The sequence below is a fragment of the Pantoea sp. GW821-FHT03E06 genome (assembly GCF_059420725.1).
Window position 1 is genome coordinate 3,319,708 of record NZ_JBWKUG010000001.1, and the last position, 23,973, is coordinate 3,343,680.

24 protein-coding genes are annotated in these 23,973 nt (G+C 56.7%); 4 read left to right on the plus strand and 20 right to left on the minus strand.

The window, feature by feature from the left end; translation table 11 throughout:
- Window positions 1-161 precede the first annotated feature (161 nt).
- A complete protein-coding gene (locus tag AC07WB_RS15450) occupies window positions 162-611 on the minus strand; it encodes a GNAT family N-acetyltransferase (protein ID WP_345828429.1) in 450 nt (149 codons plus the stop codon).
- The gene (gene lysA / locus AC07WB_RS15455) at window positions 608-1,864 is read right to left on the minus strand and encodes a diaminopimelate decarboxylase (protein ID WP_494940783.1); all 1,257 of its coding nucleotides are present in this window, start codon (window positions 1,862-1,864) and stop codon (window positions 608-610) included. The genes AC07WB_RS15450 and lysA overlap by 4 nt, the downstream gene beginning before the upstream one ends.
- A 110-nt stretch (window positions 1,865-1,974) precedes the next feature.
- Here lysA and AC07WB_RS15460 point away from each other — a divergent pair, with 110 nt between their 5' ends.
- Complete coding sequence (locus AC07WB_RS15460; RefSeq protein WP_345828426.1) at window positions 1,975-2,895, plus strand: LysR family transcriptional regulator; 921 nt, start codon at window positions 1,975-1,977, stop codon at window positions 2,893-2,895.
- Here the strand turns inward: AC07WB_RS15460 and AC07WB_RS15465 are convergent.
- Window positions 2,892-4,055 carry an MFS transporter gene (locus tag AC07WB_RS15465; RefSeq protein WP_494940784.1) on the minus strand — a complete coding sequence of 388 codons (1,164 nt, stop codon included), beginning with the start codon at window positions 4,053-4,055 and terminating at the stop codon, window positions 2,892-2,894. The genes AC07WB_RS15460 and AC07WB_RS15465 overlap by 4 nt on opposite strands.
- Before the next feature lie 364 nt (window positions 4,056-4,419).
- On the opposite strand from AC07WB_RS15465, the gene AC07WB_RS15470 reads away from it, so the two are divergent.
- Window positions 4,420-5,046: a hypothetical protein gene (locus AC07WB_RS15470; RefSeq protein ID WP_097096168.1), complete on the plus strand. Its 627-nt coding sequence runs from the start codon at window positions 4,420-4,422 to the stop codon at window positions 5,044-5,046.
- Between the two features lie 124 nt (window positions 5,047-5,170).
- Here AC07WB_RS15470 and AC07WB_RS15475 read toward each other — a convergent pair whose 3' ends face one another.
- From AC07WB_RS15475 to xerD, 12 genes are all read right to left on the minus strand, one after another.
- Window positions 5,171-5,842, minus strand: coding sequence for a DUF1989 domain-containing protein (locus AC07WB_RS15475; RefSeq protein WP_097096167.1), 672 nt, complete (start codon window positions 5,840-5,842; stop codon window positions 5,171-5,173).
- Between the two features lie 13 nt (window positions 5,843-5,855).
- The gene (locus tag AC07WB_RS15480; RefSeq protein WP_345828420.1) at window positions 5,856-6,521 is read right to left on the minus strand and encodes an amino acid ABC transporter permease; all 666 of its coding nucleotides are present in this window, start codon (window positions 6,519-6,521) and stop codon (window positions 5,856-5,858) included.
- Window positions 6,521-7,171, minus strand: a complete 651-nt coding sequence (locus AC07WB_RS15485; protein WP_097096165.1) for an amino acid ABC transporter permease — start codon at window positions 7,169-7,171, stop codon at window positions 6,521-6,523. Before AC07WB_RS15485 ends, AC07WB_RS15480 begins: the two co-directional genes overlap by 1 nt.
- A gap of 3 nt (window positions 7,172-7,174) precedes the next feature.
- Window positions 7,175-7,822 (minus strand): urea carboxylase-associated family protein, encoded by a 648-nt coding sequence (locus AC07WB_RS15490; protein WP_494940785.1) that lies wholly within the window; start codon window positions 7,820-7,822, stop codon window positions 7,175-7,177.
- Window positions 7,806-8,438, minus strand: coding sequence for a DUF1989 domain-containing protein (locus AC07WB_RS15495; RefSeq protein ID WP_097096164.1), 633 nt, complete (start codon window positions 8,436-8,438; stop codon window positions 7,806-7,808). Before AC07WB_RS15495 ends, AC07WB_RS15490 begins: the two co-directional genes overlap by 17 nt.
- A 2-nt stretch (window positions 8,439-8,440) precedes the next feature.
- Entirely contained in the window at window positions 8,441-9,277 is an 837-nt protein-coding gene (locus AC07WB_RS15500; protein ID WP_494940786.1) for a transporter substrate-binding domain-containing protein, read from the minus strand.
- A gap of 262 nt (window positions 9,278-9,539) precedes the next feature.
- Window positions 9,540-10,391, minus strand: a complete 852-nt coding sequence (locus AC07WB_RS15505; RefSeq protein ID WP_097096162.1) for a MurR/RpiR family transcriptional regulator — start codon at window positions 10,389-10,391, stop codon at window positions 9,540-9,542.
- A gap of 131 nt (window positions 10,392-10,522) precedes the next feature.
- Window positions 10,523-12,043, minus strand: a complete 1,521-nt coding sequence (gene lysS / locus AC07WB_RS15510) for a lysine--tRNA ligase (RefSeq protein WP_345828416.1) — start codon at window positions 12,041-12,043, stop codon at window positions 10,523-10,525.
- A gap of 9 nt (window positions 12,044-12,052) precedes the next feature.
- A protein-coding gene (gene prfB, locus AC07WB_RS15515) for a peptide chain release factor 2 (protein WP_097096160.1) occupies window positions 12,053-13,151 on the minus strand; the annotation gives its coding sequence in 2 pieces (ribosomal slippage) (window positions 12,053-13,075 and window positions 13,077-13,151; 1,098 coding nt in all).
- A gap of 199 nt (window positions 13,152-13,350) precedes the next feature.
- Window positions 13,351-15,078, minus strand: coding sequence for a single-stranded-DNA-specific exonuclease RecJ (gene recJ / locus AC07WB_RS15520; RefSeq protein ID WP_097096159.1), 1,728 nt, complete (start codon window positions 15,076-15,078; stop codon window positions 13,351-13,353).
- Between the two features lie 6 nt (window positions 15,079-15,084).
- Window positions 15,085-15,798, minus strand: coding sequence for a bifunctional protein-disulfide isomerase/oxidoreductase DsbC (dsbC, locus tag AC07WB_RS15525; protein ID WP_494940787.1), 714 nt, complete (start codon window positions 15,796-15,798; stop codon window positions 15,085-15,087).
- A 22-nt stretch (window positions 15,799-15,820) separates the two neighbouring features.
- Window positions 15,821-16,714: a site-specific tyrosine recombinase XerD gene (gene xerD / locus AC07WB_RS15530; protein WP_370659792.1), complete on the minus strand. Its 894-nt coding sequence runs from the start codon at window positions 16,712-16,714 to the stop codon at window positions 15,821-15,823.
- A 100-nt stretch (window positions 16,715-16,814) separates the two neighbouring features.
- Here xerD and fldB point away from each other — a divergent pair, with 100 nt between their 5' ends.
- A complete protein-coding gene (fldB, locus tag AC07WB_RS15535; protein WP_097096157.1) occupies window positions 16,815-17,333 on the plus strand; it encodes a flavodoxin FldB in 519 nt (172 codons plus the stop codon).
- On the opposite strand, the gene AC07WB_RS15540 is transcribed toward fldB, so the two are convergent.
- Entirely contained in the window at window positions 17,330-17,749 is a 420-nt protein-coding gene (locus AC07WB_RS15540; RefSeq protein ID WP_494940788.1) for a protein YgfX, read from the minus strand. The two genes, fldB and AC07WB_RS15540, sit on opposite strands and share 4 nt — an antisense overlap.
- The gene (gene sdhE / locus AC07WB_RS15545) at window positions 17,724-17,990 is read right to left on the minus strand and encodes an FAD assembly factor SdhE (protein ID WP_007890277.1); all 267 of its coding nucleotides are present in this window, start codon (window positions 17,988-17,990) and stop codon (window positions 17,724-17,726) included. The genes AC07WB_RS15540 and sdhE overlap by 26 nt, the downstream gene beginning before the upstream one ends.
- Before the next feature lie 218 nt (window positions 17,991-18,208).
- On the opposite strand from sdhE, the gene ygfZ reads away from it, so the two are divergent.
- Window positions 18,209-19,192 carry a tRNA-modifying protein YgfZ gene (gene ygfZ, locus AC07WB_RS15550; RefSeq protein ID WP_494940789.1) on the plus strand — a complete coding sequence of 328 codons (984 nt, stop codon included), beginning with the start codon at window positions 18,209-18,211 and terminating at the stop codon, window positions 19,190-19,192.
- 71 nt (window positions 19,193-19,263) lie between these two features.
- Here ygfZ and trhA read toward each other — a convergent pair whose 3' ends face one another.
- The 3 genes from trhA to gcvP all read right to left on the minus strand — a co-directional run bounded on the left by trhA (window position 19,264) and on the right by gcvP (window position 23,961).
- Entirely contained in the window at window positions 19,264-19,917 is a 654-nt protein-coding gene (trhA, locus tag AC07WB_RS15555; protein ID WP_097096154.1) for a PAQR family membrane homeostasis protein TrhA, read from the minus strand.
- 241 nt (window positions 19,918-20,158) lie between these two features.
- Entirely contained in the window at window positions 20,159-20,902 is a 744-nt protein-coding gene (locus AC07WB_RS15560) for an SDR family oxidoreductase (protein ID WP_097096153.1), read from the minus strand.
- Window positions 20,903-21,087: 185 nt separating this feature from the next.
- The gene (gene gcvP / locus AC07WB_RS15565) at window positions 21,088-23,961 is read right to left on the minus strand and encodes an aminomethyl-transferring glycine dehydrogenase (RefSeq protein ID WP_494940790.1); all 2,874 of its coding nucleotides are present in this window, start codon (window positions 23,959-23,961) and stop codon (window positions 21,088-21,090) included.
- Window positions 23,962-23,973: the final 12 nt, after the last annotated feature.

Consider the following 23,973-nt stretch of genomic DNA (forward strand, 5'->3'; position numbering starts at 1 on the left):
TCTCCCGCACGCGGGAGAGGGAACCGATCGCGGATCGGGGTGAGATAAGCACGTTGCTTTGAAATCGCTCGGGCACTTAACTTCTAAATCGCTCGGGCGGCTCCCTCGCCCGCTTGCGGGAGAGGGTTGGGGTGAGGGACAGCGCGCACCGCCCCAACCCATCACAACTCCCGCGCGTACACCTTCACCCGCACGTCCGGGAACTCCAGCGCCTCGCACTGATACTGCCAGCCAAAACGTTCGTAATAACCACCAAACGTCGACCATAACCACAGCTTGTCATACCCACGCTGACGCGCGAACGCAATCACATGCTGCTGTAGCGCTTCGCTCAATCCCTTGCCGCGCGCGGATTCCTCAACAAATAACGCGGCCACCCACGGATAGAGATCCTGACGACTGATCAAATCGCAGCGCCAAAATCCCACCGTACCCAGCGGCGTATCGCCATCGAGCGCCACAAAGGTCACCGGAAAATCAGCGTCGTTAAGGCTGCTGCGCACAATGCTGTCGTAAAACTCGCGCGAGGTGCCATCGCCAAACGCCTGCCACAACCAATCGGTGATCTGTGTGGCATGATGCGGCACCGCGCTGAGCGCAACGATCTTCATCCGTGCAGTTCCAGCGCCAGCAGTTCCTGAATGGTCTGCGCACGACGAATTTCCCGCGCCTTGCCGTTCTCAAACAGCACTTCCGGAATCAGCGGGCGGCTGTTGTAGTTCGACGACATCGATGCGCCGTACGCGCCGGTATCATGAAACACCAGATAATCACCCACCTGCGCCGCTGGCAGCGCACGGGTTTCCACTTTGCCGCCTTCCAGCTGTGTAAACACGTCACCCGATTCACACAGCGGACCGGCCACCACACTTTCAATCGTTTCATCACCCAATGCACGGCCATCTGCCGGCAGCAGCGAAATATGGTGATAGCTGCCATACATTGATGGACGCATCAAATCGCTGAAACCGGCATCAACCAACACAAAATGGCGACTGCCCATATCTTTCACCGCCCGCACCTGTGAAACCAGCACGCCTGATTCCGCGACGAGGAAGCGGCCCGGCTCAATCTCCAGCTTCACCGGATGACCAAGATGCGCAGCAATGCGCTCGCGCGCGCCGTTCCACAAGCCGTAATAGTGTTGAGTATCAATCGCCTCTTCACCATAACGATAAGGAATCGACAAACCGCCGCCGGCGGAAATCGCCTCGAGATCCTGACCAAACGCCACCACCTGATCGACCATCGCGTCACACACCTGTTGCAGGTGGCCGTAATCCACGCCAGAACCGATGTGCATATGCAGGCCCACCAGATGCAGACCGTGCTGCTGGATCGCCGCCAGCGCCAGCGGTAGATCGCTGTGCCAGATGCCGTGCTTGCTGTTCTCGCCGCCGGTGTTGGTTTTCTGGCTATGACCATGACCAAAACCGGGATTGATGCGCAGCCACACCGCGTGGCCCGGCGACAGTTCGCCCAGCTGATGCAGCATATCCACTGAACCGGCGTTGACCGGCACCTTCAGCTCGGCGATGCGCGCCAGCGTGGGCTGGTCGAACACGTCGGCGGTGAAGACGATATCTTCGCCCCCCGGCTGATAGCCGGCGGCAATGGCGCGCTCGATTTCCCCCAGCGATACCGAATCCACTTTAACGCCCGCCGCACGCATCAACCGCAGGATGTGAATATTGGAGCAGGCTTTCTGCGCAAAACGCACCACGTCGAACGCGCTCAGCTGGGCAATGCGCTGCTGAATGATCGCCGCATCGTAAGCCCAAAATGGACCGACATAACGCTGCGCCAGCGGCAGTAAATGGGCGGCGGTTAACGCCGTTTCGGTGTTGTTCAGTGGACGGGGCATGTCAATTCTCCTGTGTCATTGAACGTATTTAGCCACAGCGCAGCGATTCAGAAAAATATCTGTTTTAGCGACAGCTATACAAATATGATATGGCTTTAGCTGAGGGCGCAATGGCAAAAATTAACTGGCGACATATCGAAATTTTTCACGCGGTGATGACCAGCGGCAATCTGACGCAGGCGGCGACGCTGCTGCGCACCTCGCAGCCGACGGTAAGCCGCGAGCTGGCGCGGCTGGAGCAGCAGCTCGGCCTGCAGCTGTTCGAGCGGGTGCGCGGACGCTTGCAGCCGACGGTGCAAGGCCTGCGGCTATACGAAGAGGTGCAGCGCTCGTGGTACGGGCTCGATCGCATTATGGATGCCGCCGAAGGATTACGTGAGTTTCGCCAGGGCGAACTGTCGATTGCCTGTTTGCCGGTATTTTCGCAGTCGCTGCTGCCGCCGCTGCTGCAACCTTTTTTGCAGCGCTATCCACAGGTTAGCCTGAATATCATTCCGCAGGAGTCGCCGCTGCTGGAAGAGTGGCTATCGGCGCAGCGCTACGATCTCGGTCTGACCGAAACCCAGCATGCACCTGCCGGCACCGAGCGCCTGCCGCTGCTGACCTGTGATGAAGTGTGCGTGCTGCCGCCGCAGCATCCGCTGTGCCAGCGCGCGGTACTGACGCCGCAGGATTTCCACGGCGAGAATTACGTCAGCCTGTCGCGCAGCGATAGCTATCGCCAGCTATTGGATTCGCTGTTTCATGAGCAGGAGGTGGATCGTCGATTGGTGCTGGAGACGCACAGTGCGGCGTCGGTATGCGCAATGGTGCGCGCGGGCGTGGGGATTTCGATTGTGAATCCGCTAACGGCGCTTGATTACGCCGCCAGCGGAGTGGTGATGCGGCGCTTCAGTATTGCCGTACCGTTTACCGTCAGCCTGGTGCGGCCACAGCATCGACCGGCTTCGGCGCTGGTCGATCACTTCTGCGACCACCTGCAACAGCAGGTAGCCGCGTTTCCACAACGTATTGCCGAGCAATTAGCTTAAGCGTTGACTGCTTCGCCCTGCCCGCCCGATTTGCGGAAGGTGACGAGGCAGATCACCAATCCGATAGCCGCCAGCGCCGCCGCCGCAACCGGCACCGACGTCAGGCCGTAACCTTTCTCGATCACCGCACCACCGACCCATGCGCCAAGCGCGTTACCGACGTTGAAAGCGGAGATGTTGAGCGTGGAAACCAGGTTTGGCGCATCTTTACCGTGGCGCACCACGTTAATCTGCAGGCCCGGCACGGTGGCAAAGGTCGCCATTGCCCACAGGAACAACGTGATTTCCGCCAGCCACAGCGCATGGCTGGTCCAGCTGAACAGCAGCGAGAATAACGCAATCAGTACAAAGCTGAGGATCAGGCTGAACGACACTTTCCAGTCGGCCAGCTTGCCGCCGAGGATATTGCCGACCGTTAAACCAGCGCCGATCAGGAACAGCGTCCAGCTGACGCCACGATCGCTAATCCCGGTCACCTGCAGCAACAGCGGAGCGATATAGCTGAACAGGGCAAACATCGCCGCCGCAAAGAACACCGTCATCAGCAGCGACAGCCACAGTTTGCCATTCGCCAGCGCGCTGATTTCACTCGCCAGATGCACCGGCTTCTCTTCTTTGTTGTTCGGCAGGCTAACAATCAGCGCGATAAAGGCGAAGATGCCGATAATCGCCACGCCCCAGAAGGTGGCACGCCAGCCAAACATCTGACCGAACCAGGTGCCCAACGGCACGCCGAGCACGTTGGCCAACGTCAGGCCGGTGAACATCAGCGCCACGGCAGAAGCCTGACGACTCGGTGCCACCAGGCTGGCGGCCACCACCGCGCCAATGCCGAAGAAGGCGCCGTGACACAGCGCTGTCACCACACGCGCCAGCATCAGCAGGTTATAGGTGTAGGCCAACGCACAGAGCACGTTACCGATGATGAAGATGATCATCAGTAGAATCAGCGTCTTCTTCCGCGGCAGTTTAGCGGTCAGCAGCGCCATGATCGGCGCACCAATGGCCACGCCCAGCGCGTAACCGCTGATCAACCATCCCGCAGAGGGGATCGACACCTGAAGATCGCCCGCCACATCCGGCAGTAATCCCATAATGACAAATTCCGTGGTGCCGATGGCGAACGCACTCAGCGCCAGCGCCAGTAATGCAACAGGCATAACACACTCTCCCAATAAATTTTTTGCAGGCGGGCCGCACTGCGAGCGCAGTACGGTTACAACAGACGCTTATTAAAATTTGAACTGCGTCACATTGTTATTAAAGCATAGCCCTTGCACCGCAACCACCCCGCCTGGCGCAAGGCTATTTTGCCCGCACAGCAATAATCGCCGCGCGGAAAAATGACCGAAACCAACCATTGAGACAGATTGACGTTTTCACGCTACGCTTGTAGCAGGATGTGACGGTGGTCACAGCGGAACAGTTTTTGGCAATAAATCAGTCAGTAAAGGATGGACGCGTACTGCCGATACCTCAATGGATTGCCCGGTTAGGGGGTGTCAAAAATCGAGGGGAGAGCGTATGCGATGGCTCATCGCGCTAACGGTTGGCTGCCTGAGTGGCTGTTCTGTTGGACATTACGAATACAGCAAAGAAGCAGCAAAACGCGTCGATATGACCGTCACCGGTATTCCCACCGTTCTGGGCATTGGTGCGCTCGGCACCACCATTCCTCTTACGCGTGACTACAGCCTGACGGCGGCGCACGTGGCGAAGTTTTCCTTGTATCGGGTCAAAGCCTGGCATCCTGAATGTGATATCGCGGTGGTGTACCACAAAAACAGTGAAGCCAATCTGCCACCGCCGTTTCGCAACAGCCATATTGGCGACAACGTGAATTTGTATGGCTACAGCTTTATTTCGGCGATGCCGGTGTCATCAAGCGGCAAGAATTTGATCAACACCACGCTGGCGAATGACTGGAATAAGGCCAGCTGCGTGGTGGTGGCGGCCAATGCCGGCGTGGTGAAAGGTATGTCCGGCGGCGCCGTGTATAACGCCAGCGACGATACGCTGGCGGGTGTCATTGTCGGCTACAGCAGCCAGATCGACGATAATAAGAGCGGTAAAACGCTGTATAAAAATGTGGCGCTGTATGTGCCCTATGCGCGTTTTCAGGCGTGGCTGGATGGGGTGGTTAAGTCGTAGATTGTGCGGATCACAACAAGGTCGCCATGAATGGCGCCCCTACAGGTATCGTAGGGTGCGCATTTATGCGCACCGTTTCAAGGTACGCGCGAAATCTGATGATGCATTTATGCGCACCGGGAAATTACGCGGGAACCCACGCGCCCTTCAGCTGCACCTGCGGGAATCCGCTGGTCAAAATGCGCAGCTCGGCATCACGCGGCGTATTATCGCCCTGCCCCTGAATGCTAACGATATCCTGCGGACAGGCCGAGAACGCCACAAAACAATCCATCTCGGCGCGCAGCACGATGTAGTCGCCCGGTTTGGTCACTACCGGCAGCGTCTTTAGCGTAATGCCGTCCGGCTGCACCTGAATATTCATAAAGATATTAAATGACGCCAGATTACCGTGCGGCAGCGTCACGCCCAGCTCGCGCATCCCCTCAAACAGATTGTCATGGCAGTTGCGATGCGGTTCGGTACAGCCGAGCAGCTCATAGCGCCGCGCGTCGCAGGCGGCCATAAAGGTGTCGTGCACGCCGGGCGACGTATCCGCCACCAGCGTCAAAATAGGATGGCGCTGGCTGGTGATGAAGCTGTCGCCCACTTTAGGATTGAGACGCTGATTCCATACGCGCGTCGCCTCCATACACATATATTCGCTCACATCCTCGGCGTTATAGGCCCAGCAATCTACCACCTGGGTACCGTGCAGGTTAATCACCTGTACCGCTTCGCCCTGCTTCAGGCGCACCGCTTTGCCGTAGCGTGCCGGGATGGTAATCGCTTCACGGTGCTGAAATTCAGCTGACATGTTGTTCTCCAGATTAATGCTGCATGGCGCGACGATAGCGCGTCATGCGGGATTCGAGGCCGCGCGCCAGCCAGTCGATCGCGCTGTTGAGCAGCCAGTAACAGAGCGCCACGGTGAGATAGATCTCCAGCGGCGCGTAGGTATCCGAAATCGCCTGTTTGGCGGCGTACATAAACTCCTGCACCGAGACAATCGATAGCAGCGCCGAGTCTTTAATCAATCCGATCATCAGCCCGACCAACGGCGACAGCATCTGCGGCAGGGTTTGCGGCAGCACCACATCGCGCAGCTGCTCGCGGCGGCTTAAGCCCAATACGCGGCACGCTTCCCACTGCCCTTTCGGCAGCGCATCAATCGCCGAGCGAACCACCTGCGCAATGTAGGGCGCGTAGTAGAGCGTTAGCGCCAGCACACCCACTACCGGCGACGACAGCGTGATGTCATATTCCGGCAGCACGAAGTAGAGCAGATAGATCACCACCAGCAGCGGCAGTGCGAGGGTTAACCCGCTGTACAGATTGAGCAGACGCAGCCAGAACGGCGAGGCGCGCATCAGCAGTACGGCCAGCAGCGCGCCCCACAGCAGTGAACAAAGTGCCGCCACTAAACAGAGCTGCAGGGTAGCCACCAGGCCGTCAGCGAGCGACGGCAAGGAAGTGATAATTGCCTGCCAATCCATTATGCCATCCTCCGTTTTGCTTCCAGACGCCGCGCCGCCGCAATCAACGGCATGGCGATCAACAGATATCCGGCCGCCACCAGCAGCAGCACCTGGGTGGCTTCGTAGGTGCGGGCGATGACAATTTGCCCGGCGTAGGTCAACTCGGTCAGCGCCACCACCGAGGCCAGCGGCGTGGTTTTCAGCAGAATAGTGAACTCATTGACCAGCATCGGCAGGCTGGCGCGCATCACCTGGGGATTGATCACATACCACCAGCTGAGAAAACGGCTCAGGCCCAGCGTGCGCGCCGCTTCAAGCTGTCCACGCGTCACCAAACTGCGATTAACGCGCAGGATTTCCGCCACGTAAGCGCCGCTGTTGAGGCCGATAGCAATCACCGCCGCCAGCATCGGCTGGCCGCCCAACCCCAGGCGCGGCAAGGTGAAAAACACCACAAACAGCTGCACAATTGCCGGGGTGCCGCGCATCACGCTGACATACAGGCGGCCGATGGTGCGCCAGATCCAGGCGCGACGCAGCTGCAGGAAGCAGCCAAGCTGCCCCATCACTACGCTGACGAGCGACGCCAGCACGGTGAGTAGCAACGTCATCAGCAGGCCACGTCCGAGTTCCGGCAGCGCGGCCACTACCTGTTGATCCAGCCCCATGCGTTACTCCGCGCTAAAGTCGTGCAGGTTTTCCGCCACCGACAGCAGCAGCGGCGCGGGCTTATCGTTACCCTCAATGCCGGTGTTGCAGGCGGAGACGATGAATTCCGTATCCATCACCACGCGACAGGTAATGCTGTCGCCGGCTTTGGTCTGATTGGTTTCCGGCAGAATATCGCCCTCGCGCGTGAGCTTGACGTGCATAAACAAGTTGATCGGATCGGGCAGCTTCGGCACCACCCGACCAAGACGCGCCAGCTCGCCGCGCACGCCCTCAAGGCAACCCTCGCCCTGATAGCCACGCTCGGCGAGAAACGCGGTGGTCGAGGCGGGCAGCAGCAGGTCGTGACGCTTTACGCTGTCCTTGCCCAGCACCATCATCGGACGGCGACGGTTATTCACCAGACGCATCCCGGAACCGAGCAGATAACTGTTGCTGAACACCCGCGTGTGGTGCACCGACAACCATACGGCGGGATCGGCAAGGCTAAAGCCAAACAGCGACGCGACGGCCCCCTCGCCCAGCGCGGTGATGCGCAGCAGCTGACCGCGCAGCACGCGAATCGAACCTACGCTGCCCGGCGCAATCTGCACCGGTTCAGCCAGCGTGCGCACGGTGGTTTCTTCATAACGTTCACGCATTAACAGCATGATTCATCTCCTGAGCGTGAAAATGGTCGCTGACCACGATGTCGATGGGCGTCACCTGCAAACCGTTGCCGGGAATGATGTCCTGCGGGCAGGATGACACCGCGCAGATCAGGTCGCACAGCGCTTCAAAGGTGATGCTATCGCCCGCTTTGCTGTTGGGATCGGTGACTTCCATGCGGCCATCGGCGGTAACCGGACCGTTTTGGAACAGGTTGAATGGCTCCGGCAGCGAGAAGTAGGTCACCCCAAATGCCTTCATCCCTTCCAGCAGGTTATCTACGCAGTTGCGATGCCCTTCCACGCCGAAATCGACGCTAAAGCGCGTGCGATCGCAGGCCGGTACGTTGGCATCGTGAATGCCGATGCTGTCGGCAAGAATGCGCAGCATCGGGCGGTTTTCACTCGACCACAGCGCATCGCCGGGTTTGAAGAACAGCGACCGCAGCTGCTGGCGGGTATGCACCGGCGACAGCTTTTCGTTGAGATCGTCGGCGTTAACCGCGACAAAATCGGCGGCCTGCTGCCCTGCGCTATCAATTACGGTAATAAACTGGCCTTTGCGCACGCGAAAGGTTTTGCCAAAGCCGGCGGGCACCGTCAGGTTGGACTGGCACATAGTTACTCCTGCGGAATGAAGTCGCTGGCGGGCACGGTGAAGGTGGTGCCGAGATACTGCTGTTGCAGTTTGGTCAGCTCGCCATCTTTCTGCATCGCCAGAATATGATCGCTAATGGCTTTGTTCAGGCTGCCATCTTCTTTACGCGTCGCCCAACCCATCCACTGTGACGGACCGACTTCGCCCACCTGTGCCACTTTACCGGCGTATTTTTTCGCTACCGGCGCCAGTACTGAGATGTCGTCATAGACGAAATCGGCGCGTTTGGTCATCAGCGTGCTGACGGTTTGGTCCAGCGAATCCACGTTGATAATGACGATGGGTTTTTTACCCTCTTTCTTCAGCTGCTCGTTGAAACCCTTGAGCAGCTGTTCGGGCACGCTGGCGGTTTTCACTGCGCCGCGCAGGCCAGACAAACTTTCCGGACTCAGGATTTTACCGCTGAAGGTTTTCGCCTCTGCTTCGCGTACCAGCACGCCGTTAACGGTTTTGCTGTACGGCACGGTGAACAACACTTTCTTCGCGCGTTCAGCGGTAACGTTGAGAGAGGAGCCTTCAGCATTGAAGGAGCCAGAGATCAGGCCCGGCAGAATGCCGCTGAAGGCGGTTTTCTGAAACTCGAGTTTCACGCCGAGATCTTTTGCGAAGGATTGCATGATCGCCACGCTGTAACCGGTGATCTCGCCTTTGTCGTCGGTGTATTCGTATGGCGGAAAGGTTGGATCGATACCGACGGTGATTTTGCCGCTGCTTTTGATGTCGGACAGCGTGTCGGCTTGCGCCTGCGCCACGGTGCCAACGGAAAGAAGTGCGGCGATCAGCAGTGCTGTTTTTTTCATTATGGTGTTTCCCTGGTGTTGGTGAAATGTCTTTTTCTACTGAGCATGTTTTGTGCCAGTTTTTTCACCACTGCGCAGAGGACATCACGCCAGGTCAATCTTTAACTAATAAAATCAATTGGAAACAACTGTTTCTTAATTTTTATCTTTAATTTCTTTGGTTTCACAGACGAGCGGGACGGCGACTATTGCTGGAGAGAGAGTTGGCAGGATTGCACTGCTTTGGTGAGATTTCTGGCGCGCAGTGCGCCAGCACGGCGCACTATTCTAGTTCATCGAGGGATTGGTGCAGCGCTTCAATTTGCGCGAGATGATCGTTGCTGGCTTTACCCATTTGTCGGGCCACCAGTGAACAGAGCAGATTACACACGCCAGAGAGCGCGGCGGTGCTATCGAAGATCAGGCTGCTATCGGTATGGCAGCGAATCACCCATTGCGCGTGGCGCGCCGGTTTGCCGGAGAGCACGTCGGCGATATACAGCATGGGCACATTGCGCTCGGCTAATGCATTCATGGCCGTTTCCAGCGCCGGCATACGGCGGCGCAGTCCGACGCAAATCACCACGTCTTGCGCCGTCAGCGCCGCCATATGTTCCGCCAGCGAATCGCCCGGACGCGGCAGCAGGCGCACATCAGAATGGATATGAATCAGATCGCGATAGATCAAATGCGCAATGGTTTGGCTGTGGCGCCAGCCCATCACCACCACACGGCGTGCCTGGCTAATAGCCGTCACCGCCTGCTGCAGCTGTTCGCTATCCAGCGTGCGATAGCTGTTGACCAGGTTGGCGATCTCTTTTTCCAGGTGCTGCTGCATGATGCTGGCCAGCGGCGATGCGCTGGGTGCCGGTTGCAGATAAAGCGGCGAACCGCTGCTCTGCATCTCGCGCGCCTGACGGCGTGCGGCTTCATAACTCTCATAGCCGAGATGGCGGAAGAAACGCGTGGTAGTGGCTTTCGATACGCCTGCGCTGTGCGCCAGTTCAGTGGCGGTGTTCATGGCTAACTGCCCGGGCGCGGCGAGAAGCACGTCGGCTAAGCGCTGTTCGTGGCTGGAGAGCTGATCCCAGTGCTGACGAATCCGGCCCTCTAACGTTGCCGCTTTTGCACTCATGGTGTTTCCCTGAAAATGAAAAAAACCATCCTGCACAGAGCGTGCCGGGTTGTCATCAGGAATTTTGTTTTATGCCGCTGGAATAAAAAAAGGTCGCCATGAATGGCGACCCTACGAGATATCGGAGAGGATTACTTGCCGGTTGGACGCAGTGCCGGGAACAGGATCACGTCGCGGATGGTGTGGCTGTTGGTAAACAGCATCACCATACGGTCGATACCAATACCCAAACCTGCGGTTGGCGGCAGGCCGTGCTCCAATGCGGTGACGTAATCTTCATCGTAGAACATCGCTTCGTCATCACCGGCATCTTTGGCATTCACCTGCTGCAGGAAACGCTCAGCCTGATCTTCTGCATCGTTCAGCTCGGAGAAGCCGTTACCGATTTCACGGCCGCCGATGAAGAACTCGAAACGATCGGTGATTTCCGGGTTCTCGTCGTTACGACGCGCCAGCGGGGAAACCTCAGCCGGATATTCGGTGATGAAGGTTGGCTGAATCAGGTGCGCTTCGGCGGTCTCTTCGAAGATCTCCGTGACCACGCGGCCCAGGCCCCAGCTCTTCTCAACTTTGATATGCAGCGAGTTAGCAATCGCCACCGCTTTATCGAAGTCTTCCAGATCGCTCAGGTCGGTTTCCGGACGGTATTTCTTGATCGCTTCACGCATGGTGAGCTTCTCAAACGGCTTGCCGAAATCGAAGCTGTGATCGCCATACGGCACTTCGGTGGTGCCCAAAACATCCTGCGCCAGAGTGCGGAACAGGCTTTCGGTCAGCTCGATCAGATCTTTGTAATCCGCATACGCCATATAAAGTTCCATCATAGTGAACTCTGGGTTATGACGCGGCGAAATACCTTCGTTACGGAAGTTACGGTTGATCTCGAACACGCGATCAAAACCGCCTACCACCAGACGCTTCAGGTACAGCTCTGGCGCAATACGCAGGTACATATCGATGTCGAGCGCATTGTGATGGGTGATGAACGGACGCGCAGAGGCACCGCCAGGAATCACCTGCATCATTGGCGTTTCCACTTCCATGAAGTCGCGGTTAACCATGAACTGGCGAATACCGGCCATGATCTTTGAGCGTACTTTGAAGGTGTTACGTGATTCGTCGTTAGAGATCAGGTCCAGGTAACGCTGACGATAACGGGTTTCCTGATCGGCCAGGCCGTGGAATTTATCCGGCAGCGGACGCAGCGCTTTGGTCAGCAGACGCAGCTCAGAGATGTGGATCGACAGCTCACCGGTTTTGGTCTTGAACAGCTTACCGCGCGCGCCAAGGATATCGCCGAGATCCCACTTTTTGAACTGCTCGTTGTAAACGCCTTCTGGCAGATCGTCGCGAGATACGTAGATCTGAATCTGGCCGCCGACATCCTGCAGGGTGGCGAAGGAGGCTTTACCCATGATGCGGCGCGTCATCATACGACCGGCCACGCTCACTTCGACGCCCAGCGCTTCCAGCTCTTCGTTGCTCTTTTCGTCATAGCTGGCGTGCAGCAGATCGGACGTGGTATCACGGCGGAAATCGTTGGGAAACGCCACGCCTTTTTCACGCAGCGCGTTGAGTTTTTCGCGACGCGCTTTCAGTTCGTTATTTAACTCAAGGGCGGCATCAGCGCTCTGCGGTTGTTGTTCAGACATGTCGGTTCCTTATAGCCCTGCTTTTAAACTTGCTTCAATAAAACGATCGATATCGCCATCCAACACCGCCTGGGTGTTGCGGGTTTCTACGCCGGTGCGCAGATCCTTGATGCGTGAATCGTCGAGAACATAAGAACGGATCTGGCTGCCCCAGCCGATATCAGACTTGTTATCTTCCGCTGCCTGCTTGTCCGCGTTTTTCTTCTGCATCTCATATTCGTACAGCTTGGCGCGTAACTGCTTGAAGGCCTGATCTTTGTTCTTGTGCTGTGAACGGTCGTTCTGGCACTGCACCACAATGTTGGTCGGCAAGTGGGTAATGCGCACCGCAGACTCGGTTTTGTTAACGTGCTGGCCGCCCGCACCGGAGGCGCGGTAAACGTCAATACGCAGATCGGCGGGGTTAATGTCGATATCGATGTTGTCATCCACTTCCGGGTAGATAAACACCGAACTGAATGAGGTATGGCGACGGCCGCCGGAATCGAATGGGCTCTTACGCACCAGGCGATGGACGCCGGTTTCGGTGCGCAACCAGCCAAACGCGTAGTCGCCGATGATTTTAATGGTAGCGGATTTAGTACCAGCCACTTCACCGTCTGACTCTTCGATAATTTCGGTTTTATAGCCTTTGGCTTCGGCCCAGCGCAGATACATGCGCAGCAGCATGCTGGCCCAATCCTGCGCTTCGGTGCCGCCGGAACCGGCCTGAATATCCATGTAGCAGTCAGCGCTGTCATATTCGCCAGAGAACATGCGGCGGAATTCCAGTTCGCCCAGCTTCACTTCCAGCGCATCCAGCTCGGCAACGGCTTCGTTGAAGGTCTCTTCGTCGTCGGCTTCTACCGCCAGATCCAGCAGGCCCTGCACATCTTCCAGGCCCTGACGCATATGATCTAGGGTTTCAACCACCGCCTCAAGCGAAGCACGTTCTTTACCCAGCGCTTGCGCGCGATCGGGTTCGTTCCAGACGTCCGGCTGTTCCAGCTCGGCGTTTACTTCTTCAAGGCGTTCTTTCTTGGCATCGTAGTCAAAGATACCCCCGAAGAACGTCGCTGCGCTCACTGAGGTCCTGAATACGATTTTTGACCGGATTAATTTCAAACATGGCTTTTCAGTCTTTTTTGACGATTCGGTGAAAGGAGATAAAAACTAACGCGCTAGTTTACCCGAAAGCACACCCACTTTGTAGCGGCGCGATTTATCGCGCATTGAATTGCGCCGCTACCATGTGTGCTTTCGATAATGAGGGTTTTTCATGCCTTAACGGACAACCAGTAGCGGATTCATGGCGACTTCATTTTTTCCTACATCGGCCAGAGATGATCGATGATCAGCTGCACCGAGCGATTGCCGCGATACTCATTGATATCCAGTTTATAGGCCAACTGCACCTGCCGCACGCTGGTGTCTGGCCACAGCGTAGTATCCACGTTGAAGGCGATGCCATCTAACAGCGGGCCGCCGCCGATAGGCTCGATCATCACTTTCAGATGGCGTTCGCCCACCAGGCGCTGCTGCAGCAGTTTGAATTTACCGTCGAATACCGGTTCCGGGAATGCCTGACCCCACGGACCCGCTTCGCGCAGCATTTCAGCGGTGTGCAGCGTAAACTCCTGCGCATGCAGTTCGCCGTCTGACCAAATCACGCCCTGCAACGCTTCGCCATCCAGCCATTCATCAATAAGCGCGGCAAAACGTTCACGGAATGGTTCGTACTTTTCGCTTTGCAGCGACAAACCTGCCGCCATCGCATGACCGCCAAACTTAATCATCATGCCGGGGTACAGCGTGTCGAGACGCTCCAGCGCATCGCGCAGATGTAAACCGGCAATTGAGCGGCCGGAACCTTTCAGCGTGCCGTCACCGGCAGGCGCAAAAGCAATCACCGGGCGATGAAAGCGCTCTTTCAGCCGCGAAGCGAGGATGCCGACCACGCCCTGATGCCACTCCGGATGATAGAACGCCAGGCCAAGCGGCAGATCGGTATGCTGGCGCTCAAGCTCATCGCACAACGCCAGCGCTTCGCTCTTCATGCCCTGCTCAATCTCTTTGCGCGTCTGATTGAGCGCATCGAGTTCATTCGCCAACATGCGTGCCTGGGAAATGTCTTCGGTGAGCAACAGCGCCACGCCAACCGACATATCATCCAGACGACCGGCGGCATTGAGACGCGGACCGACAGCAAAACCGAGATCGCTGGCGGCGAGCTGACGCGCATCACGATTGGCAATTTCTAACAGCGCGCGAATACCCGCGCGGCATTTACCCGCGCGAATGCGGCTTAAGCCTTGCCACACCAGAATGCGGTTATTGGCATCCAGTGGTACCACGTCCGCCACGGTACCCAGCGCCACCAGATCCAGCAGTTCCGCCAGATTTGGCTCCGCACGACCGGCACTAAACCAGTTTTGCTGACGCAGATGCGCACGCAGCGCCAGCATCAGATAGAAAGCAACGCCAACACCCGCCAACGAGCGCGAAGGGAATGCGCTGTCGTTGAGATTGGGGTTCACAATCGCTTCGGCGGCGGGCAAGGTGTCGCCCGGCAGATGGTGATCGGTAACCAGCACCGGAATGCCATGCTGATGCGCAGTATCGACGCCGGCGTGCGAGGAGATACCGTTATCGACGGTGAGGATCATCTCTGCACCGCGCGCTTTGGCCTGCTCAACCACTTCCGGACTCAATCCGTAGCCATCTTCAAAGCGGTTTGGCACCAGATAATCAACGTTACCGCCCAGGCTACGCAGTGCCAGCACGGTTAGCGCCGTGCTGGTGGCGCCATCGGCATCAAAGTCACCAACTACCACGATGCGCTTGCCGGTTTGCAGCATCTGATGCAGCAGCGTAACTGCGCCTTCAATACCGCCGAGGGTTTGCCACGGCAGCAAATGTTTGGCACCACGTTCCAGTTCCAGCGCATCTTTCACGCCGCGTTGCAGGTACAGACGACGAAGCAAAGGGGGCAAATCAGCGGGCAAGCTGGCGTCGGCCTCAGCTTCGCGCCGACGGAGTTCAACAGAATGAATCACTGTGCGTTAACCGCCACGCTTCTGGCCGTCAAGCACTTGCTTCAGCTCTTGCGGTCCCTGATAGCCAGGAATCATCATACCGCTATCGGTAAGAATGGCCGGCGTGCCCTGAATACCAAACAGGATGCCCAGTTTGTACTGCTGTTCGATATTGATTTTGCAGGTGGCGGGCGCATCCATTTGCGGCGCATCGCCTTTCATCGCGGCATCGAAAGCTTTGTTGCGATCGGCGCTGCACCAGATGGCACGCATGGCTTTTTCAACCTGACCGTTCAGCCCTTCACGCGGGAAAGCCAGATAACGAACGGTGATGCCGAGCGCATTGTAGTCCGCCATCTGCTCATGCAGCTTACGGCAGTAGCCACAGGTGATATCGGTAAACACGGTAATGACGTGCTGCTCTTTAGGCGCTTTGTAGACAATCATGTCAGGCGCCAGCGCGCTGACTTTTTTGTCCAGCAGCTGATTGGTGACGTTAATCGGCTGAGTGCCGCTAACATCATAAAGCGGCCCCTGAATCATATGTTTACCGTCTTCAGAAACATACAGCACGCCACTTTCTGTCAGCACGGTTTTCATGCCCGGCAGCGGTGAGGGCTGGATTTCCGCCTGTTGCAGGCCCAGTTTTTTCAGCGTTTGCTGAATGGCGTTGTCATCGGCATGCGCCAATCCAGTGAATGCGCTGACCAGCAGAGCCAGCATCGTGAGCTGCTTTTTCATCTTAAATCCTTGTTACCGCTTCTTAAGCGCGCGGATGATGCTGTTGATGTAACAGACGCAGGCGCTCAGTGGCGACATGCGTATAAATTTGCGTCGTCGAGAGGTCGCTGTGGCCCAGCAACATCTGTACGACGCGTAAATCGGCGCCATGGTTCAGTAAATGTGTGGCAAATGCGTGGCGCAACACGTGCGGCGACAGCTTTTCGCTATCAATACCGGCAAGGGTCGCATAGTGTTTGATGCGATGCCAGAAGGTCTGTCGCGTCATTTGTTGCGCACGCTGGCTGGGGAACATCACATCCAGCGTTTGCCCATTCAGCAGCCACGGCCGGCCATGTTCCATATAGTATTCAATCCAGTAAACCGCCTCTTCACCTAAGGGCACAAGGCGCTCTTTGTTGCCTTTACCGATGACCCGCACCACGCCCTGGCGCAGGCTGATATCACTGATGGTTAACCCTACCAGCTCGGTAACGCGTAATCCGGTGGCGTACAGCAGCTCCAGCATCGCTTTATCACGCAGTTCCAGCGGCACATCAATGCTGGGTGCCTGTAACAAGCGTTCAACCTGATTTTCGCTGAGATCTTTCGGCAAGCGCTGCGGCAGCTTAGGGGCAGAAAGCAGCGCGCTGGGATCGTCGCTGCGCACTTTTTCCCGATACAAATATTGGCACAAGCGGCGAATGGCGCTGAGGGTGCGCGCGGAGCTGGTGGCTTTATAGCCGCCCTCGACGCGCTCGGCGAGAAACTGCTGTAAATCAAGCGCTTCTAGCGTCAACAGCGTACGATCGTGATGGTGCAGCCAACCGATCAGCGTTTGCAAATCCTGCCGGTAGGACGCGAGCGTGTTCTGCGCCAGATTACGTTCAATCCAAAGCGCATCGAGAAACTGTTCGATCAGATCGCTGTCCTGCACTGTTATCTCCGCCCGTGTGAAATCGTGCTCATTATGCCTGAAAGTAGCCTGCTTCTGGTACAATTGCCCCCGAGTCAGTTTCAGTCAGAGCATTAATTGCATGAATATTGGATTATTTTACGGTTCCAGTACCTGTTACACCGAGATGACTGCGGAGAAAATTCGCGACTTTATCGGCGAAGAATTAGTCACGCTGCACAATTTGAAAGATGACGATCCGTCGCTGATGGAGCAGTACGATTTGCTGATCCTGGGTATTCCCACGTGGGATTTCGGTGAGTTGCAGGAAGACTGGGAAGCGATTTGGCCGCAAATCCCGGCCCTGAATCTGCGCGGCAAAATCGTGGCGCTGTACGGCATGGGCGACCAGGGTGAATATGCCGAATGGTTTCTCGATGCGCTCGGCATGCTGCACGAGCTGCTGCAGCCAATGGGCGTGCAGTTTGTCGGTTACTGGCCGCTGGAAGGCTACGAGTTCACCAGTAAAAAACCGCTGACTGCCGACGGCGCACAGTTTGTGGGTTTAGCGCTTGATGATGTGAATCAGTTCGAATTGAGTGATGAGCGCATCGAACAGTGGTGCGAACAGATTTTGACAGAAACCGCGGCGCTGCTTTAGGGCAGCGTTTGCCCCTCATGCAGAAAACAGCAGGCGCGTAACGTGCGCCATTCGCCGGGCGGCAGATTATCGTGCATCAGCCACAGCCGCCAGCGCTTACCCTGCTGATTACGCAGCACCAGCAAGACGCCAAACGGCAGCCAATCCGCTTTACATTCTGTTCGCCAGCGCGCCTCACGCCACAGCCACTCGCCGTTCACGTCCAACGCCAGACAGCCTACGCGCTGCACCAGATGTCGCTCGTTACGCCAGCCTTCCACCAGCAGCAGTACTAAAATCGGCGCTTTACACCACGCCCATTCGTCTGGCCAGCTCAGGCTCAGCAGTAAAGCCACGCACAGCGCAAACAGCGCCACATTCAGTGCTCGCGCACTGGGTGACGCCCGCAGATTACATCGCCACCGGACCGCGTTCACGATTGCGCTGCTGAATCAGTTTCACCATGCGTTTGAACTCGGGATCCACCGGTTCACCGTGATTCATCAACCAGTTGAACAAGTCAGGATCGTCACTCTTCAGCAGCGCGATAAACACCTGCTTGTCGGTATCATTAAGCGAATCATATTCGTACTTAAAGAACGGCATAATAGCGATATCCAGTTCCAGCATACCGCGGCGGCACGCCCATTGGACGCGGGCTTTGTCATTAATTTCCATGTCTCTCATTCCATGGCTAAAAACAGTGGGGCTCAGTGTACCTGCTTTTTTTTCTCGCTGCAGGCGCTGTGCTTATCCCTGTGCAATGTCTCGGCGTTACGGCCCCTGATTTGCAAAGGACATCACGCGATTTGTGCGCCAGATTCAGTAAACAGGTTGCAAAGCCGCACTGCTCTTTTACCATTGCTACCTATTACCTCATTAATCAGGAATGACCCATGTCGATTTTTACCCTTCCTCCCCGCCAGCCTGCTGCATCGGCACGCCTGCCTTTAACCCTGATGTCGCTCGACGAATGGGCACTGGTTAAGGTGCAGGGCAAGGACAGCACCTCTTATCTGCAAGGTCAGTTGACGTTGGATGTCGCCGCCATGGATGCAACACAACATCGCCCGGCCGCACACTGCGATGCTAAGGGGAAGATGTGGAGCAACATTCGTCTGTTCCATCGTGGTGAAGGTTATGCCTACACGGTTCGTCGCAACCTGCGCGAGCAGCAGCTGACTGAGCTGAAGAAATATGCGGTGTTCGCCAAGGTAACACTCGTCGCTGATGATGAAGCGGTGTTGCTGGGCGTCGCCGGTTTCCAGGCACGTGCCGCGCTGGCAAACCTGTTCAGCACGCTCCCGGATGCGGAAACGCCGGTGGTGCAGCAGGATGAGAGCACGCTGCTGTGGTTTGCGCAGCCCGCTGAGCGTTTTCTGCTGGTGACGACGCCAGAACAAGCGCAGGAGCTTAAAGAGAAACTCGCCGGTGAAGCACAGTTTAACGACAGCCTGCAGTGGCTGGCGCTGGATATCGAAGCGGGTATTCCGGTAATTGAAAGCGCCACCAGCGCACAGCTGATTCCGCAAGCCACCAATCTGCAGGCGCTGGATGCCATCAGTTTCAAAAAAGGCTGCTACACCGGCCAGGAAATGGTTGCGCGCGCTAAATTCCGCGGCGCTAACAAACGTGCACTTTATTGGCTGGCTGGAAGCGCCAGCAAGGTACCCGATGTTGGTGGCTCGCTGGAACTGCAAATGGGCGACAAATGGCGTCGTTCCGGTACGGTGCTCACTGGCGTGCAGCTGGATGACGGCAGCGTGTGGGTGCAAGTGGTGATGAACAATGATCTGGAGCCGGAAAGCGTGCTGCGTGTGGAAGGCGACGAAAGCGGCAAACTGACGATTCAGCCGCTGCCATATTCATTGGCAGAATGATTGACGCTGTTTTAGGTGCACATGAATGTGCACCCTACGAAGTTCGTGCGGTTCTCATGTAGGGCCGCAAGTTACATCACATAAAAATAGATTGCGCAGAAGTGCAATACGCTGCCGCCAAGCACAAAGCCATGCCAGATAGCGTGGCTGTAAGGAATGCGGCGCGAGACGTAGAAAATCACCCCGAGCGAATAGACCACGCCACCGGCTGCCAGCAGCCAAATCCCGCCCGGCGACAGTTTGATTGCCAGCTGATAAATCACCACCAACGACAACCATCCCATGCTGAGATAGGTCACCAGCGACAGCGCTTCAAAGCGGTGAGCAAACGCAATTTTGAACAGCACGCCGATCAGCGCCAGACTCCAGATCACCACCATCAAGCCCTGCGCTAGCGGCGAGTTCAGGCCTACTAGCAAAAACGGTGTATAAGTGCCGGCAATCAAAACATAGATGGCGCAGTGGTCGAATTTTTTCAGCCAGTATTTGGCTCTCTGATGCGGAATTGCATGATAAAGCGTTGAGGCAAGGTACAGCAAAATAATGCTGCCGCCATACAAACTGTAGCTGGTAATGGCTGTGATGTTAGCTTGAGATTCGACGGCTTGCGTTAGCATTAAGACCAAGCCGATGATGCCGAAAATGCAGCCAATTCCGTGGCTGATGCTATTGGCAATCTCTTCTGCCAATGAGTAGCCCTCGGCAATAATTCGGTTCTGTACCATGGAAGGGGATTCCTGAACAACGGAAAAAGCGAGTGTGCTATTTCTGAGCAACCAGAGTAGCGAAGATAAATTTCAGAGTACACATGTACGCTAAAATAAATGTGTCAGCGGGTGTGAACGGCTAGCGCGCAAATTTGGCTGCATTAACAGGTATCAGTCGCCATGAATGGCGACCCTACAATATTCGGGTACGATTTTGGAACGGCTTTTATAGGGACAGCATACATGCCAAACAGGTCAATTAGCGTCCGCCGGCGGCATCAATAAAAGTGCCCGTCACGTACGACGCAGCATCACTTGCCAGCCAGACAATTGCCTCGGCGATCTCTTCCGCCTGGCCGCCGCGCGCCATGGGAAGCGCACTCGCTAAACGATCCACTCGGCCCGGTTCGCCGCCATCGGCGTGCATTTCGGTATAAATCAGGCCTGGACGCACGCTGTTAACGCGAATGCCCTGCGCCGCCACTTCCAGCGATAAGCCTTTAGTTAGCGTATCCATCGCCCCTTTCGACGCGGCGTAATCCACATATTCACCTGGCGCACCAAGGCGTGACGCGGCAGATGACACATTGACGATGGCACCACCTTTGCCACCATGATGCGTGCCCATGCGTTTAACCGCTTCGCGGCAGCAGATAAAGGTACCGAGGACGTTGGTGGCGAACACGCGCTGAATGCGCTCGGCATCCAACTCTTCAACCCGACACTGGGTAAACAAAATTCCGGCGTTATTCACCAACACGCGCAGCGCGCCGTCTTGCTCATCCAGTTGGGCAAACATGCGCATCACCTGTGCCTCATCAGCGATATCGGCTTGTAGCGCAAAAGCGCTGCCGCCCTGCGCTTCGATTTCTGCCACCACGCTCGCCGCTTCAGCTGCACGCTGGCGATAGTTAATCGCTACACGATAACCGGCCTGCGCCAGCAATAAGGCCGTTGCACGTCCAATGCCGCGACTGCCGCCCGTCACCAATGCCAGATCCATTTTTGCCTCCAAAACAAAAGGGCCGAATAGTCGGCCCTTAATAAAATATATCCGGAATTTTAGCCTAAATAATTTGAGATGCAGCAAGGCGGCAAGCTCGTACATCCTCGGGAGCTTACATCGGTAAGTGACCGGGATGAAGGAGCGCAGCCAACGCCGCTGCAGCTTAAGGTATGACAGCTAAATTACTGGTATTCGCTCATGGGTACACACGAACAGAACACGTTGCGGTCACCAAATACATCGTCCAGACGTTTAACGGTCGGCCAGTATTTGTTAGCGCTGCCTGCCGGGAACACCGCCAGCTCGCGGGTGTACGGGTGTGCCCAGTCGCCGACGATTTCTGTCTGCGTGTGCGGGGCGTTCACCAAGGGATTATCCTCCAGCGGCCACTCGCCATCGGCAACGCGGTCGATCTCCATGCGGATGGCCAGCATCGCATCGATAAAGCGGTCCAGCTCAATTTTGCTTTCCGATTCCGTTGGCTCAACCATCAGCGTACCCGCAACCGGGAATGACATGGTAGGCGCGTGGAAACCGTAATCGATCAGACGCTTGGCGATATCCAGTTCGCTAATGCCGGTTTGCTCTTTCAGCGGACGAATATCGAGAATACATTCGTGCGCCACGCGGCCATCGCGACCTGCGTACAGAATCGGATAAGCGGATTGCAGACGGCTGGCAATGTAGTTGGCATTCAGAATCGCCACTGAACTCGCCTGCTTCAGGCCTTCCGCGCCCATCATGCGGATATACATCCAGCTGATTGGCAGAATCGAGGCGCTACCGAAAGGAGCTGCAGAAACTGCGCCCTGCTGCGTCAGCACGCCGTCAATTTGTACCACGCTGTGACCCGGCACGAACGGGGCCAGATGCGCTTTCACGCCGATGGGGCCCATGCCCGGGCCACCGCCGCCGTGCGGGATGCAGAAGGTTTTGTGCAGGTTGAGGTGCGAGACATCCGCGCCAATATAACCTGGCGTGGTGATCCCCACCTGCGCGTTCATGTTAGCGCCGTCGAGATACACCTGGCCGCCGTGCTGATGCACGATCTGGCACACTTCGCGAATGGTCTCTTCATAAACCCCGTGCGTTGACGGGTAAGTCACCATAATGCACGACAGCTGCTCGCCAACCTGTGCGGCTTTCTCACGCAAATCGCCAAGATCGATATTGCCTTGTTTATCGCAAGCCACAACGACAACCGACATGCCCGCCATCTGCGCTGACGCCGGGTTGGTGCCGTGGGCCGAGCTTGGGATCAGGCAGACATTACGGCCGCCTTCGTTGCGGCTTTCATGGTAACGACGAATCGCCAACAGACCCGCATATTCACCCTGTGCGCCTGAGTTTGGCTGCATGCACAGCGCGTCGTAGCCAGTTAGCTGTACCAGCCATTGCGATAGCTGACCAATCATCTGCAGGTAACCCGAAGCCTGATCTGCCGGGCAGAACGGATGCAGCTCGGCAAATTCAGGCCAGGTGATCGGAATCATTTCAGCAGCGGCGTTGAGTTTCATGGTGCACGAGCCGAGTGGGATCATCGCCTGATTCAGCGCCAAATCCTTTTTCTCCAGACTGTGCATATAACGCATCATCTCAGTTTCACTGTGATGACGGTTGAACACCGGATGCGTCAGGAAGGCGCTTTCACGCACCTGACCGGCCGGAATCGCACTGTTTTCCGCCGCCACCGCCGTATCCAGCGCATCAATATCCTGGCCGTGCGCATCGCCCAGCAGGATGGCGAACAGTGCCAGCACGTCTTCACGCGTGGTGGTTTCATCCAGCGTAATGCCAATGGCATTATGGATATCACTGCGCAGATTGACGCCAAAGCTCAGTGCACGGTTCAGCACCGCGGCTTTATCAGCAACGTCTACCGTTAGCGTATCAAACCAGCTGTTGTGGCGCAGTTTCAGGCCACCATTCTGCAGGCCAGCAGCCAGAATGCTGGTCAGACGATGAATGCGGGAAGCAATGCGCTTCAGGCCAGCCGGGCCGTGATAAACAGCATAAAGACCGGCGATATTCGCCAACAGCACCTGCGAAGTACAGATGTTGGAGTTGGCTTTCTCACGGCGGATATGCTGCTCACGGGTTTGCATCGCCATACGCAGCGCGGTGTTACCGGCGGCATCGCGTGATACACCAATGATACGACCCGGCATCGAGCGCTTGTGTTCGTCGCGACTGGCGAAGAACGCAGCGTGCGGTCCGCCATAACCCATCGGCACGCCGAAACGCTGTGCGGAACCGAACACGATATCTGCGCCCTGCTTGCCTGGCGCTTCTAACTGCACCAGCGCCATAAAGTCTGCCGCGACGCTCACCACCACTTTGCGGCTTTTCAGCTCGGCAATCAGTGAACGATAATCGTGCACTTCACCGTGCGTACCCACCTGTTGCAGCAGCACGCCAAACAGATCGTCGTGATCCAGCGCCTTGTCTGCACTATCAATAATCAATTCGAAACCAAAGGTCTCGGCGCGAGTACGCACCACATCCAGCGTTTGGGGATGAATGTCATTGGCAATGAAAAATTTTGTCGCGTTTTTCAATTTGCTGACGCGCTTAGCCATCGCCATGGCTTCTGCGGCGGCGGTGGCTTCGTCCAGCAACGAGGCGGACGCGATGTCCAGACCGGTCAGATCCAGCGTCAGGGTTTGGAAGTTTAGCAGCGCTTCCAGGCGGCCCTGCGACACTTCTGGCTGATACGGCGTATACGCGGTGTACCAGCCCGGATTTTCCAGCATATTGCGCAGGATAACCGGCGGCGTGATCACCGCGCTGTAGCCCATGCCGATCCAGGATTTGTAGCGGTGGTTCTGACTGGCAATGGCTTTCAGCTCTGCCAGCGCTTGCTGCTCGGTCGCGGCATCGCCCACTGCAGGCGGGCCTGGCAGCTGGATATCGGCAGGCACAATAGAACTGATCAATGATGAGAGCGAACGGGCACCAATCGCTTCCAGCATTAAGGCCTGTTGTTCCGGCGTAGGACCGATGTGGCGCTCAATGAAAGCACCGTTATGTTCGAGCTGGCTGAGAGTCTGGGTCATTTGCAGTAAATC

Bases quoted from the DNA above. Each gene is read 5' to 3' on its own strand.
- AC07WB_RS15500 (WP_494940786.1), bottom strand. From the start codon at position 9,277: ATGAAAAAAACAGCACTGCTGATCGCCGCACTTCTTTCCGTTGGCACC.
- lysA (WP_494940783.1), bottom strand. From the start codon at position 1,864: ATGCCCCGTCCACTGAACAACACCGAAACGGCGTTAACCGCCGCCCAT.
- gcvP (WP_494940790.1), bottom strand. From the start codon at position 23,961: ATGACCCAGACTCTCAGCCAGCTCGAACATAACGGTGCTTTCATTGAG.
- sdhE (WP_007890277.1), bottom strand. From the start codon at position 17,990: ATGGAAATTAATGACAAAGCCCGCGTCCAATGGGCGTGCCGCCGCGGT.
- lysS (WP_345828416.1), bottom strand. From the start codon at position 12,043: ATGTCTGAACAACAACCGCAGAGCGCTGATGCCGCCCTTGAGTTAAAT.
- AC07WB_RS15485 (WP_097096165.1), bottom strand. From the start codon at position 7,171: ATGGGGCTGGATCAACAGGTAGTGGCCGCGCTGCCGGAACTCGGACGT.
- AC07WB_RS15480 (WP_345828420.1), bottom strand. From the start codon at position 6,521: ATGGATTGGCAGGCAATTATCACTTCCTTGCCGTCGCTCGCTGACGGC.
- AC07WB_RS15465 (WP_494940784.1), bottom strand. From the start codon at position 4,055: ATGCCTGTTGCATTACTGGCGCTGGCGCTGAGTGCGTTCGCCATCGGC.
- AC07WB_RS15460 (WP_345828426.1), top strand. From the start codon at position 1,975: ATGGCAAAAATTAACTGGCGACATATCGAAATTTTTCACGCGGTGATG.
- AC07WB_RS15450 (WP_345828429.1), bottom strand. From the start codon at position 611: ATGAAGATCGTTGCGCTCAGCGCGGTGCCGCATCATGCCACACAGATC.
- AC07WB_RS15475 (WP_097096167.1), bottom strand. From the start codon at position 5,842: ATGTCAGCTGAATTTCAGCACCGTGAAGCGATTACCATCCCGGCACGC.
- AC07WB_RS15495 (WP_097096164.1), bottom strand. From the start codon at position 8,438: ATGTGCCAGTCCAACCTGACGGTGCCCGCCGGCTTTGGCAAAACCTTT.
- fldB (WP_097096157.1), top strand. From the start codon at position 16,815: ATGAATATTGGATTATTTTACGGTTCCAGTACCTGTTACACCGAGATG.
- trhA (WP_097096154.1), bottom strand. From the start codon at position 19,917: ATGGTACAGAACCGAATTATTGCCGAGGGCTACTCATTGGCAGAAGAG.
- ygfZ (WP_494940789.1), top strand. From the start codon at position 18,209: ATGTCGATTTTTACCCTTCCTCCCCGCCAGCCTGCTGCATCGGCACGC.
- AC07WB_RS15505 (WP_097096162.1), bottom strand. From the start codon at position 10,391: ATGAGTGCAAAAGCGGCAACGTTAGAGGGCCGGATTCGTCAGCACTGG.
- AC07WB_RS15470 (WP_097096168.1), top strand. From the start codon at position 4,420: ATGCGATGGCTCATCGCGCTAACGGTTGGCTGCCTGAGTGGCTGTTCT.
- dsbC (WP_494940787.1), bottom strand. From the start codon at position 15,798: ATGAAAAAGCAGCTCACGATGCTGGCTCTGCTGGTCAGCGCATTCACT.
- AC07WB_RS15490 (WP_494940785.1), bottom strand. From the start codon at position 7,822: ATGCTGTTAATGCGTGAACGTTATGAAGAAACCACCGTGCGCACGCTG.
- AC07WB_RS15560 (WP_097096153.1), bottom strand. From the start codon at position 20,902: ATGGATCTGGCATTGGTGACGGGCGGCAGTCGCGGCATTGGACGTGCA.